Source organism: Nocardioides sp. (assembly GCF_031422975.1).
GTDB lineage: Bacteria > Actinomycetota > Actinomycetes > Propionibacteriales > Nocardioidaceae > Nocardioides.
The window spans coordinates 1-12,531 of the sequence record NZ_JANPEO010000355.1 but is presented as its reverse complement, the minus strand read 5'-3'; the positions used below and the strand labels follow the sequence as shown (position 1 = coordinate 12,531).

At 69.0% G+C, this 12,531-nt stretch carries 8 protein-coding genes; 3 read left to right on the top strand and 5 right to left on the bottom strand.

The window, feature by feature from the left end; all coding sequences use genetic code 11:
* Together RMO85_RS10815 and RMO85_RS10810 are read left to right on the top strand one after the other, a co-directional pair.
* On the top strand, nt 1-706 hold a 706-nt coding region (locus RMO85_RS10815; protein ID WP_310528732.1), incomplete at its 5' end, for a class I SAM-dependent methyltransferase.
* Nucleotides 703-4,782, top strand: coding sequence for an alpha-(1->3)-arabinofuranosyltransferase (locus tag RMO85_RS10810; protein ID WP_310528731.1), 4,080 nt, complete (start codon nt 703-705; stop codon nt 4,780-4,782). The genes RMO85_RS10815 and RMO85_RS10810, both read left to right, overlap by 4 nt.
* On the opposite strand, the gene RMO85_RS10805 is transcribed toward RMO85_RS10810, so the two are convergent.
* Nucleotides 4,674-5,888 (bottom strand): acyltransferase, encoded by a 1,215-nt coding sequence (locus RMO85_RS10805; RefSeq protein ID WP_310528730.1) that lies wholly within the window; start codon nt 5,886-5,888, stop codon nt 4,674-4,676. The two genes, RMO85_RS10810 and RMO85_RS10805, sit on opposite strands and share 109 nt — an antisense overlap.
* The gene (locus RMO85_RS10800; RefSeq protein WP_310528729.1) at nt 5,885-7,699 is read right to left on the bottom strand and encodes a hypothetical protein; all 1,815 of its coding nucleotides are present in this window, start codon (nt 7,697-7,699) and stop codon (nt 5,885-5,887) included. The genes RMO85_RS10805 and RMO85_RS10800 overlap by 4 nt, the downstream gene beginning before the upstream one ends.
* A gap of 176 nt (nt 7,700-7,875) precedes the next feature.
* Here RMO85_RS10800 and RMO85_RS10795 point away from each other — a divergent pair, with 176 nt between their 5' ends.
* Entirely contained in the window at nt 7,876-8,766 is an 891-nt protein-coding gene (locus tag RMO85_RS10795) for a DUF3068 domain-containing protein (RefSeq protein ID WP_310528728.1), read from the top strand.
* Nucleotides 8,767-8,838: 72 nt separating this feature from the next.
* Here the strand turns inward: RMO85_RS10795 and RMO85_RS10790 are convergent, their stop codons facing one another.
* From RMO85_RS10790 to RMO85_RS10780, 3 genes are all read right to left on the bottom strand, one after another.
* Nucleotides 8,839-9,666 (bottom strand): class I SAM-dependent methyltransferase, encoded by an 828-nt coding sequence (locus RMO85_RS10790; RefSeq protein WP_310528727.1) that lies wholly within the window; start codon nt 9,664-9,666, stop codon nt 8,839-8,841.
* A gap of 10 nt (nt 9,667-9,676) precedes the next feature.
* A complete protein-coding gene (locus RMO85_RS10785) occupies nt 9,677-11,518 on the bottom strand; it encodes a hypothetical protein (RefSeq protein WP_310528726.1) in 1,842 nt (613 codons plus the stop codon).
* A 182-nt stretch (nt 11,519-11,700) separates the two neighbouring features.
* Nucleotides 11,701-12,531 (bottom strand): Ig-like domain-containing protein (locus RMO85_RS10780; RefSeq protein ID WP_310528725.1); only part of this gene is annotated, 831 nt, incomplete at its 5' end.

Sequence of the window (12,531 nt, the reverse complement as noted above, 5' to 3'; positions counted from 1 at the left end):
GCGTCGTTCGCTGTTCCTCTTCAACGAGTTCCGCTACGAGCAGCCCGACCCGGCCCGCTTCTACACGGCGCTCGCACAGGACTCCGCAGCCCAGGTGGGCGAGTACGCCGACCTGGCCAACGCCACCCTCCTCGACGTCGGTGGCGGCCCCGGCTACTTCCGCGACGCCTTCAACGACGCCGGCGCGACGTACTTCTCCCTCGACTCCGACGTCGGCGAGCTCGCCGGCACCGGCCACATCGGGGCCGGGACGGTCATCGGCAGCGGGATGGACCTCCCCTTCCGCGACGGCGCGGTCGACGTCTGCTACTCCTCCAACGTGCTCGAGCACGTGCCCGACCCGTGGCGGATGGCGAGCGAGATGGTGCGCGTCACCAAGCCCGGCGGGCTCACCTTCATCAGCTACACGACGTGGTACGGCCCGTGGGGCGGGCACGAGACGTCACCGTGGCACTTCCTCGGGGGTCGACGCGCGCGTCGCCGCTACACGAGGACGCAGGGTCACGAGCCCAAGAACAAGTACGGCGAATCGCTGTTCGCCGTCACGGTCGCGGACGGTCTTCGGTGGGCCCGAGACCAGCAGGTCGCCGACGTCGTGCACCTGATCCCGCGCTACAACCCGTGGTGGAGCAGGTGGCTGTTGCGGGTGCCTCTCGTCCGGGAGGTGGTGACGTGGAACCTCGTCCTGGTCCTGCGCAAACGGTGACCGGCGAGACCACCACCAAGCTCCGATGGCGACTCCTCGCCGGCTGCGCCATCCTGCTCGGCCTGGCGATGACGCAGTCGCCGGGTCTGCTCGTCCCCGACACCAAGCTCGATCTCGCCATCGCCCCGATCGACTTCCTCGCCCGGGCGGGCCACTTCTGGGACGCCGAAGGCGCCTTCGGGCAGCTCCAGAACCAGGCCTACGGCTACCTGTGGCCGATGGGTCCATTCTTCGTCATCGGCGACCTGCTCGGGCTTCCCGAATGGGTGGTCCAGAGGCTGTGGGTCGCCCTCGTGATGGTGGTGGCCTTCGTCGGCGCCGCGGTCGTGAGCCGCCGACTCGGCGTCCGGTCCGATCTCGCCTGCCTGCTCGCCGGCTTCGCCTACGCCCTCTCGCCGCGGATGCTCACCGTGCTGGGACCGATCTCCATCGAGGCGTGGCCCAGCGCACTGGCCCCGTGGGTGCTGCTGCCGCTGATCATCGGCGCCGAACGCGGCTCGCCCCGGCGGGCGGCGGCCCTGTCCGCCCTGGCCGTCGCCATGGTCGGTGGCGTCAATGCGGCCGCCACCTCGGCGGTCCTGCCACTGGGGGCCCTGTGGTTGCTGACGCGCGCAGCCGGACCCCGCCGTCGCTCGATGATGGTGTGGTGGCCGTTCTTCACCGCCCTCGGGACCTTGTGGTGGCTGATCCCGCTGTTCGTGCTGGGCGCCTACAGCCCGCCGTTCCTGGACTACATCGAGGCGGCGGCCAACACGACCTTCCCCACGTCCCTGTTCGACGCACTCCGGGGCACCTCCAACTGGGTGCCGTTCGTGGACAGCGCCTCACGAGCCGGCAACGACCTCATCCGGCAGCCCTACCTGGTGATGAACAGCGTGGTCCTGTTGATGCTCGGCCTCATCGGCCTGTCCTTGCGTCGCAATCCCCACCGCGGATTCCTGCTCAGCGGTGTGGGCGTCGGGGTCTTCCTGGTGACCATGGGACACCAGGGGGCGGTCGAGGGGTGGTTCGCACCGCAGCTCCAGGACCTGCTCGACGGGCCACTGGCGCCGCTGCGCAATGTGCACAAGTTCGACCCGGTCATCCGGTTGCCCCTCGTCATCGGGCTGGCGTTCTGCGTCAGCGAGATCACCGAGCGCCTCGCCGCGGCCCGGGTCGACGGAACTGCCTCGCGCGGGGACCGGATCAACTTCCGGACGTGGGTGACCATCGCCGTGGTGGCCGTGATCGGCGCGGCCCTGCCGATGGTGGTCGGTCGCGTGGCACCGGCCGCCGCCTACTCGGACGTGCCTGGCTACTGGTACGAGGCGGCGCAGTGGCTGGGCGACGAGGACGATCCGGGTGTCGCCCTCCTGGTTCCCGGCTCCAGCTTCGGCTCCTACGTGTGGGGATCGCCTCGAGACGAACCCTTCCAGGCGCTCGCCACCACGCCGTGGGCCGTGCGCAACGCCGTCCCGTTGGCCCCAGCCGGCAACATCCGGATGCTCGACGCGATCGAGACTCGGTTGGCGCAGGGCCGCGGCAGCCCGGGCCTGACTGCCTATCTGCGTCGCGCGGGCGTCAGCCATCTGGTGATGCGCAACGACCTCTCGCGCGGTCCCGACATCCCCGATCCGGTGCTCGTCCACCAAGCCATCGACGACAGCCCGGGCCTTGCACTCGTGGCGGAGTTCGGGCCCAACGTCGGCGGTGCGGCCCGCATCGAGGGTGAGCTCGGCAAGGCGATGGTCAACGGCGGTTGGCAGAGCGAGTACGCCGCCATCGAGATCTTCGCCGTCACCCCGACCCCGTCGCCGGCCGAGACCACCAGCAGGAACGTCGTCGTGGTCGGCGGCCCCGAAGACCTGCTCGACCTCGCGGACCTGGGCGTGCTCGGTGACGCCCCCGTGCAACTGGCCGCCGATCAGCCGGAGCCGGAACCTGGGACGAGCGTGATCCTCACCGACGGGCTGCGCAATGTCGAGCGCAACTTCGGCCGGCTGCACGATTCGTCGTCCGCGACGCGCTCCGCGTCCGAAGCCGGCAACTTCTCCAAGTTCGCCCGGGACTACCTGTTGCCCGATGCCGACCGCTGGTCCACGTCCGCCCGGATCCACGGGGCCGCGTCTGTCACCGCCTCGAGCTCGCAGTCGGACGCCAACGCCTACGGCGCCGTACAGCCCGGGGAGTTGCCGTACGCCGCACTGGACGGCGACCCCTCGACCGCATGGTCGGCGGGAGCCGTGACCGAGGGCGGCCGGTGGTGGCAGGTGGAGTTCGAGACGCCGGTCGCGCTGGGCCAGGTCTCGATCACCGTGACCGACGACGGCAACGAAGAGCTCCGGGTCGTCACCGACGACTGGGAGAGTCCGCCGCTCGGCTTCCGGCCCAACGACACCCGCCGCGTCGCCGTGCCCGGGACGACGAAGCGGTTGCGGATCGAGGACCTCTCGGGTCGCCCCGACAACCGGCTCGCGATCACCGAGATCGTCTCTGACCGGATCGATGTCACCCGCGAGCTCGTGCTGCCCGACCTGCCCGACGGCGTCGCGCCCGACCTCGTGGTGCTGCGCCGCCTGATGGATGCACGCAACGGATGCGCCGTGGTCGAGACGGACGTGCGCTGCCTGCAGGGTCAGGCCTCCACTCCCGAGGAGCGCACCGACTTCCATCGTGCCTTCACGCTGCCCGACGCGACCGAGTGGCCGGTGAGCATCCGCGTCAGTGCCCGACCGGGGCGGGCCTTCGACCGGATCGCCCTGACCAGCCAGGCGGTCTCCGTCATCGCCTCCAGTGTCGGCAACGTCGACCAGCGCAGCGGCCCGGTCGCCGCCATCGACGGCGATCCGCACACCACCTGGACCTCCAGCCTGGGCGAGATCGAGCCGGAGCTGGACTTCGACTGGCTCGGCAAGCGGACGATCTCCGGCATCGCCCTCAACGTGGCCCAGGAGACGGCGGCGCGCGCACCGCAGTCCGTCCGACTGCTCTGGCGCGGCGGGTCGAAGTTCGTCGAGCTCAACGACTCGGGCTCCGCGCGGTTCTCACCCATCCGCACCAACCACCTGACCGTGCACGTGATCGATGCGGAGCCGGCCAGCGACATCCGCTTCGACGGGTCGACTCGGCTGGTGCCCGTGGGCATCTCCGAGCTCGTGCTCACGGGACTTCCCTACATCCCCGTGGCCCTGCCGACGACCGCGATCAACACCGCTTGCGGGACCGGGCCGAGGCTCGAGGTCAACGGCGCGTCGATCCCGACCAGGGTCGTCGGCACGCCTGCGGACATGTTCGCCGGCGCGGGAGCCGAGGCCGTGCCGTGCGGCAGCCCCACGGTCGCCCTCAAGAGCGGCGCGAACGCCGTCGCGGTCCTCGCGAGCGATGCCTTCGTGGCCGACTCCGTCGTGCTGGGCGCCTCGGCAACCGCGGACGCGGGCAGTGTCGTCGCACGACAGCCGTCCCCGGTGACGATCGACGCGGAGCCCACTGACGCCGGTCCGCTCGTCACCCACATGAACGTCAATGAGGGCTGGGACGCCGAACAGTCTGGGGCTGAGCTGACTCCGGTCGTCTTCGACGGCTGGCGCCAGGGGTGGACAACGAGGAGCGACCAGCCGGTCGAAGCCAGGTTCGGACCCGACCTCATGTATCGCCTCGCCCTCGCCCTCGGCCTCGTAGGTGTTCTCACGCTGATCGTCGTATCGCTCCGGCGACCCGGGCGTGCTGCCGGGGAGCCGCCCGCGATCGGACCCCGCCGCGCCTCGGGGGGGTGGCTCGGCCTGAGCGTGCTCGGGGCCGGGGCCCTGTTGGCCGGTCCGGCCGGGCTCGTGACCTCCACCGTCGCTCTGGGGGCCGGTCTGTTGCTGTTCCGCCGTGCACCCGCGTTCGGTGGCGCTTGGGCAGCGGTGTTGTTGATCCCGGTCGGTGGCGCCTACTTCGTCCGACCGTGGGGGTCAGGCTCGGGCTGGGCAGGACACCTGGGCTGGCCTCAGTTGTTGGTGCTTGCGGCATGCTGCGTCGCCGCCGGCTGGGTCGCGGCCGACTTCGGGGCACCGCGGTGGCCGAAGCGGACGCCGGGAAGTTCCACCACGCGGTAGAGGAACTCGGAGGCGACGATGGACAGGACCAGCGCCATCGCCCAGATCGGCAGGGTGTCGCCCTGGAAGACCTCGAAGCCCGTGAAGCGGTAGACCAGGCTCAGCATCACGAGGTGTATGCAGAAGATGCCGTAGGAGATGTGTCCTGCGTGCCGCAACAGCCGGCTGGACATGATCCGCGCGTAGGCGCCGCCCGCTCCGAAGATGCCGGTGACGACCATGAGCGTCCCGACGGCGGCATACAGGAACTGCTTGGTGAGGATCTGGCCGTGCGTGCCGACCTGGAACATCACCGGGCCAGCGAGTGGCGTGGCCGCCATCAGGAAGAGCCCGGCGATCAGCGTCCAGCAGACTCCCGGCTGGCGGCTCAGCGCGACCACCCAGCGAGCGCCTCGGGGGAGCTGCCCGAGCTGGAACTGGACGTGCAGGAGTGCCAGGGCGATGCCGGCTGCGAACCAGCTGGCGAAGGCCGGCAGCCACAGGCCAGGAGTGCCCTGGGTGGCGTCCTCCAACCGGTCACTGACGAAGAGGACCCAGACGACAGTGGTGATGACCATGCCCGCGATCAAAGCCCACACGCGCCACGGCGCGAAGCGGCGATGACGGAGCGCGAGCCACATCAGGATCGGCAGCACGACGTAGAACGCGACCTCCGCGCTCAAACTCCACATCTGGGTAAGCCCCTGAGGAAGTCGCTTGTCCACGTAGGGGCCGGTCAGGGTCAGGGTGGCGAACCATCGCCGCACGCTCGTGCCCTCGTTCTCCGAGATCACCAGCAGGGCGAGGACCACGGTGACGACGTACAGCGGGGCGATCCGCCAGAAACGCTTGGTGTAGTAGCGCCGGGCACCGGGCGCCGAGGTGTGCGCGGCCGCGGTCGCTAGGTAGGGACGCGAGAGCAGGAAACCCGACAGCACGAAGAAGATCGCCACGCCGATGTCGAGGCGCGCGAACATCGTGCCGACCACCCCGTTGCGCAGGTATTCGCCACCCTGGAAGGTGGCGTGCGTGGTGAGCACGGCCAGCGCCCCGACGGCGCGCAGGGTGTCGAGGACTGGGAACGACGGACGCAGTTCCAGACCGGGCGTCGGGTCGTGAGAGGTCATCGGGGCTCTCCCGGCTCCGGCTGGCCGACCACGATCCGGTCGACGCACAGGGTGGTGTCGGAGGCGAGCCCGCTGAAGCGGATGTTGTCGAAGCCGGCGTCGACGTGGATGAAGAGATCGTTGAGGCCGGTCATCACCATGGTGTCGATCGTCGCCGTGCCGGCGCTGATGCGGACCGGCGAGTCAGCGCTGGAGAGGTAGCCGATGCGCAGCCACCAGCTGAACTCGAACGCGGCAGCGGTGAGGGGGATGGTGCGGTTCTTGTCGGTGACGCGCCAACCGCAGCCCCGGTCGCGGCCATCCCTGGAGACCACGCCGCTGCCCACATTGACGCTGCGGAGGTGGCCCCCGTCGTCAAGCATGCTCAGGGTGGGCGCCGACTGGGGGAAGCGCGCATGATCGGTCATCATCGGCAGCAGCCGACCGGTCGTGTTGCGCGGGTGGAACAGCAGGTCCATCACTGCCGGCGGCAACGCTTGGTCGACCAGATCGATGTTGCCGACACGTTCGATGTCCGCGACGGCCGTGTCGAAGTAGGCGTGGCTGTCGTTCTTGGCGTGGAACTTCATCGTGTAGTCCACGCCGCTGTAGATCCCTGAAGCAGTGACCGCGACGGCGAGTCCTGCCAGCAGCCACGGGGGGGGAGCGAGGGCCAGCAACGGCGCGGGGCGCGCTGCGCTGGACTCGGTGGCCCCCTCGAGCTCCATGAAGGCAAGTCCGCACCCGAGGACGGCCGCGCACGAGACCTCGGCGAAGAATCGGTAGTCCAGACCCAGCTCAGCACCGAGGGCCGGGGCGCGGGAAAGCGAGACCAGCGCCAGGATCGTGAGCAGCAAGAACACCGTCGGCACCCAGGCGCGCAGCGTCCGCCTGCGACGCAGGAACGCGTGGACGGGTACGCCGAGGACAGCCACCCATGACAACCCCACCGCCCACTGCGGGGGGTTCGCGATGAGAAGGGTGTCCTCCCACTGCCAGGGGCCACCGACCAGGGCCGTGGGAAAGGCGGTGAGCACCATGTTGTCGGCCATCTCGCGCAGGATGCGCCAACTGCTCTCGTTGAACGGTTGCGGCACGTGGATGCGGTAGGCCGCGACGTAGGCGAGCGAGATGCCGCCGCCGATCGCCACGGCTGGCCAGATGCGACCCAACGAGGCGACGCGGCGCACGAGGTTGCCGCCCGCGAAGTAGGCGAGGGCAAGGAACACCAGCACCGGGACCACCAGGATCCCGCGCACGTCGAAGGCAAGCCCGAAGGAGACGGCTCCGATGCAATACCCCAGCCACGACCACTGGTGGGTGCGCAGGTAGCGAACGAAGCACCCGACGCTCCAGAAGAACGCGACCTGGGTCGGTAGGGCGGTGATGGCCACCGACCACCAGATCATCGACGGCATCGTGAACGCGCTCGTGAGATAGAGGACGAGCGGGACGATGATGCCCCACCGCCGTCCGAACAGTGTGAGCAGCATCCACAGGGCCCCACCGGCAGCGGCCGCCTGGATCAGCAGCGTGACGGCGCCCGCGAGGGTCCAGTTCAGTCCGCCGTTGCCGGCCAGCGCCCAGGCGATGACCCGCGCTCCGGGCATCAGGTGACCGTTGTAGGGGTCGAAGAGGTGGGACAGCGCCGACGGCGACGACCCGTCCTGGATCAGGTAGTAGTCGTCGTAGAAGAACCAGTTCTCCGACAGCGCCCAGGCACGAAAGAGCAGGTGTGCGGCGACCAGTGTCAGCGACACCGGCACGAGATGCTCGACGGCGAGCGGGCCCGGGAACCGCCGGGCGCGGGTGGGTTGCCCCTTCGGTTGCACGGTGCCTCCTCCGGGCGCGAATCATGCCACAGCGAGAACGACCGGTCCGGGCGCTGTCGGATGACCGTCTGGATCGCTGTTCGGCGCGCGTCAAACGGCTCGGCGATATGGGTGCCCACAAGGCCTACCTGCTGGTAGCCTTCGGCGACTTATTGATTCCTGGGAGGGACCTCGTAGTGCGCAAGATCATTGGCTGGGTACTGCTCGGCTTGGGCGCGTTCTTGTTGGTGACGGGCCTGTTGGCCACCGTCTGGGCCCCCGGGCAGGTCGAGCGGACGCCGCTCGACGTCGACAGCACGACGAGCCTCAGCGGCAATGCCGACAAGCTCAACCCCGCGACCGGGGAGACCGAGGCCATCGACGTGAAGGCCACGAGCATCACCAAGGCCGACTCGAAGCGCTCTGACGACAACGTCATCGTGTTCGTGAACACCACCTGCCTCGTCATCGACGAGGGCGATGTGCCCGACTGTGTCGACGCGGACGACCCGGACGCCCGCCTCGTCAGCGCCACGTCGGACGTCTTCTCCACCGACCGCCACGACGCGCTCGCCGTCAACGGCAAGTACCTCCCGGCCGGCGCCGAGGAGAAGGAGGGGTTGGTCAACAAGTTCCCCTTCCGCACCGAGAAGAAGGACTACCCCTACTGGGACGGTCTGGTCGGGGCTCCGGTCACCGCCGAGTACGACAGCACCGACACGCTCGACGGGCTCGCGGCCTACAAGTTCCACATCCTGCTGGACGAGACCCCCGCCGAGGTGGTCGAAGGCCTCCAGGGCACCTACAGCCAGGACAAGTTCATCTGGGTCGAGCCGATCACCGGCGCGATCGTCAACCAGACCCAGCACGAGACCCGCACCCTTGATGACGGCACCTTGGTGCTCGACCTGAACCTCGCCTTCACCGAGGACGAGGTTGCTGAAGGTGTCTCGGAGGCCAAGGACAACAAGGCGCAGATCGACCTGGTCACCGGCACGCTGCCGCTGGTCGGTTTCATCGGTGGCGTCCTTGCCCTTCTCGCGGGCGCGTTCCTCGTGTTCGCCAGCCGCAAGGACGAGAAGGCCTGATCGGCTCCGCACTCGCCTGATCGACAGGCCGGATCCCGTGGGGGTCCGGCCTGTTGTCATGTGTGCGGAGAGTCAGCCGGTCGGGTTCGTGAGATCGGCCACGAAGATGGCCGTGCCTGGGGTCAGCAGGCCGCGGGTCCGCGACCAGCCACCCCACACCCGAGCATGGTCGGCGGGCCACTCCGGCTCGACGAGGTCGACGATGACGAACCCCTGGCCGGCCAGGAGCCGGACCCAGTCACCGAGGGTGCGGTGGTGCTCGACGTACGACACGAGACCACTCTCGTCGTCGATCTCGACGTACGGCGTCCGGTCCCAGTAAGACTGCGAGGCCGTGAGCCCGCCCTGCTCGGGATCGTCGGGAAACATCCACCTGGTCGGGTGCGTGATCGAGAACGCGAACCGTCCCTGCGGCCGTAGGACCCGAGCGGCCTCGGACACTGCGCGCTCGATGTCGGCCACGAACTGGAGGGCACCGAACGAGCAGAAGACGATGTCGAAGCTGTGGTCGGCGAAGGGCAGGTGTGTCGCAGTGCCGAGCACGGACGGCACCGGCACGCCCGAGTCGTCGTCGAGGCGGCGACTGTGCTGGAGCTGTCGAGCCGACAGGTCCAGGCCGATGGGACGTCCGCCGCGGGTTCGGATCCAGCGAGAGCACTGCCCTGCGCCGCTGCCGACCTCGAGGGTGTCCCGGCCCTCGACGACACCCAGGATGCCCAGGTCCTCCTCGGTCTGCCCCTCAGGACCCCAGACGAACCCGGTGTTGCCGAGGAACTCACCGTGGGTGGCCTGGTATTCATCGGCGTAGCGGTCCCAGTCCTGACCGTTGGCGCGCCGGGACTCAGCTTCATCAACGGGGCGGCGCTCGACTCGCACGGACTGCGGGAGATGGTCCTGCACGAACTGAAGGCTATCCAACCCGCGCCGAGAGCTCACCGGCGCGCACCTCCGTCACGCACGCGCTGGCGTCCGGGCCGTCGAGGCGGGCGGTCACCTTGGTGATCGGGCCCACGTGCTGGAACTGTGCGCTGCTGAGCCCGCTGGCGATCTCGGTCTGCTGGGAGGCGCCGTCCACGGTCACCGTCAGCGTGCCTCCCGCTCCCGAGAACATGGTCAGCTCCAGCCCCCAGGCGTAGTCGAAGAGCTTCGCCGTCATGGGAATGCGGACTGTCTTGCCGGCGAGCAGCAGGTAGCCGCAGTCCGGCTGAGGACCCGCCTTGCTGATGATGGACCCCTGCACGGATCCCGGCTGGAGGTGGCCGGCCCGGTCGAAGACCATGATCGGCTGACCCGGTGCGCCAAAGCGGGCCTCTGGGTGCAGTGACGCGAACATGCGCGAGGTCCTGAGCTCGGCTGGCCAGTAGTAGGCCGGAATGACGTCGTCCGGAGGCGTGCTGTCGCTGATGCTGACGGGACCTGCCGTGGTGAGCTCGTCAGAGACTGTGCGCACCCAGTCGCGGCCCGCAGACGGGCCGATGCGGTCCCAGTGCTGGACGTTGGCCGTGACCAGTGAGGCGAGCAGCGCCACCAAGCCGGCCCCACCCGCGAAGCTGGCGATCGTGCCCCGCTGCCGTGGACGGGTCGACGCCTCCTCGTGGCGCGGGGGGCAGATCAGCATCGCGAACGAGAACATCAGCACCACGACGACGTCGGCGAAGTAGCGGTCCTCGTACAGCGCCGCGGGGCCGAGCAACTGGTACTTCGTGCTGAACAGGATCAGCGTGCTGGCTGTGAGGAGATAGGTGATGCCCAGGCTCAGGGGCACCCAGGACCGGCGACCGCGCACGCGGACCGCCACGACGATAGCGAGCACGACGACGGCGGAGAGCGCAAGCATCGCCGGTCGGTGGGGGTGGTGGTCGAGGTCCTCCGCGATCGGGATGGTGCCCCAGGGACCACCGACCAGGGACGGGACCACGAGGTCGGCCAGCACTCCCCAGGAGTGATCGGCATACTGCGTGGCTCGCTCCCTGAACGAGCCCGGCAGCACGACCCAGGTGGGTAGCTGCTCGTCCACCCGCGAACGGACGTAGAGGTACCACGGCAGGTAGGCGATCGTCGCCGCGGCCAGCGGCAGCAGTGCCCTCGCGTGCTGCCGGATCCGGCCAGGCGCGCAGAAGACCAGCACCGCCGCAATCGGCAGCACCATGAGCAGGGCCTTCTGCCACCACAGGAGGGCCAGCACGTAGGTCAGCGCCAGGTGCCAGCGAGCACGCTCGTTGCCATGGGCCACGCGTGCGGCGTACAGGACGGCCAGGCCCAGGAACACCTGAAAGGGAAACACCTGGAGGGCCGCGGCCCAGAACGTGGCGGAGAAGAGCACCAGCGGCGTGAGAGCGATGACGCTCAAGGGGAGGAGCAGCCTCAGGCGGCGACCGAAGACCTCGGCGAAGGCGGCCGCCCATGCGGCGACTCCGGCCGCAGAGAGCACGGCGATGATCACGGTCGCGGCAGCGAAGGACATCGGCGCGACCTTGGTGACGAGCCAGGTGAACGCGAACTGGAGCGGCATCAGGTGGCCGTTGTAGTCCTGGAGCACGTAGTCGCCGAAGCTGTAGGTGTTGACGCGGTCGAGGTACATCCAGTCGTCGAGATACCACGTCTGGGACGCGGCCACCCAGGCATGCCAGGCCGTCGCGGCGACGATCAGTGCGAAGGAGCCGAACCAGTAGCCGAGCCGGCGCGGACAAGGCGCGCGTAACCGCGGCCACCGATGCCGCTGGTGGACTTCATCGGATTGGTCCTGTCTCACTGGCAGTTCCCCCGGCCAACGACGACGCAGCGTCTTCGCACTGCGCTTCAGTTGAAACCGGACAGCCCCCGTGACTGCCCGACAGCCTGCTCAACGAGGCGTCACCCTAGACGTCACGGCGTACGCAATGCGCACTGGGCGCCGGACCGAGGTCCGACGCCCAGTGCGGGTGGGAGGTCGAGTCAGCCGGTGACGCGACGACCCGTGCGGGTCTCCAGATCGTTCGGCCCGGACATGATCTGGGCCGGGTCCGATCCGAGCTTGATCTCGCGACCGTCGCTGACCCCACCGTGGTCGGTGTCGCACTTGGTGGGGTCGGTCTTGTGCCGGTCCCACTTCTTGTTCGCGGAGCCCTTCACCTCGACGTTGTCCAGCAGGCCGTCCTTGTCGGTGTCGGCCGCGGACGGGTTGGAGCGTGTCCTGCCGATCACCTCGGTCTTGCCGGAGCGGGCGGTCGAGATCACCTGGTTGATGACGTAGCCCTTGACCTCGCGTCCGTCGGTCAGACCATCCTTGTCGGTGTCCTTGACCAGCGGGTTGGTGGAGACGCGGATCTTGTCCGTGGCCTTCTTCCCGCAGACCTCGAAGCGCTCGGTGATGATCATCCCGGTCACCTCCTGGCCGTCGCTGAGCATGTCCTTGTCCGTGTCGGGGTCGTCCGGGTTGGTACCGATCCTGGTCTCGTCCGTGTTCGACAGGCCGTCGCCGTCACGGTCCCGGTTCTCCGGTGCCGCGATGGTGAACGTCACCGTGGCGCCCGACGAGATGTTGCCGACCGCATCGGTGGCAGTCGCGGTGAAGGTGTGCTGGCCCAGGGGGAGCGAGGTGGTGGAGGTGCAGCTCCAGGTGCCGCCGGCAGCGACCGTCGCACTGCAGATCCGGTTGCCTGCCTCCGCGACCGTCACGGCCGCGCCTGGCTCTCCGGTGCCGGTGACCACGGGGGTCGTGTCGGTCGTCGAAGAGCCGTTTGCCGGGGAGGTGATCACGGGTGCCGCGGGAGCGGTGGTGTCAAC